The organism is Rhodoferax sp. GW821-FHT10B06 (assembly GCF_059415605.1).
In genome coordinates this window covers 1-505 of the sequence record NZ_JBWKNO010000053.1, presented here as the reverse complement: position 1 = coordinate 505, position 505 = coordinate 1, and the positions used below count along the sequence as shown (strand labels likewise).

The window sequence follows — 505 nt, the reverse complement described above, 5'->3', positions numbered from 1 at the left end:
TACCCGAGTGCCTCGACGATTATGTTGCTGAAGACAATCCGGTGCGGATCATTGAAGCCTTCGTCGAAGCACTGGACCTGGCTTCCCTCGGGTTTGCGGGCACCGAACCTGCTCTCACGGGGCGCCCCTCATACCACCCGTCAGTCCTGCTCAAGCTGTACATCTACGGCTACCTGAACCGCATCCAGTCCAGCCGGCGCCTGGAACGCGAAGCCCAGCGCAACGTGGAGCTGATGTGGCTCACGGGCCGGCTGGCACCCGACTTCAAAACCATCGCTGACTTCCGCCATGACAACGGCACCGGTATCCGTAACGTCTGCCAACGCTTCATCGCTCTGTGCCGACAGTTGAAGCTGTTCACCCATGCTATCGTCGCCATCGACGGCAGCAAGTTCAAGGCAGTGAACAGCCGGGACCGCAACTTCACGGTGGGCAAAGTCGACAAACGCCAGGAACAGATCGAACACAGCATCCAGCGCTACCTTGATGCCTTGGAGACGGCCGA

The 505-nt window shown here is 59.8% G+C and carries 1 protein-coding gene; it reads left to right on the top strand.

Annotation, left to right across the window (positions count from 1 at the left end; translation table 11 throughout):
• On the top strand, window positions 1-505 hold a 505-nt coding region (locus AC07O2_RS26015), incomplete at both ends, for a transposase (RefSeq protein ID WP_495235004.1).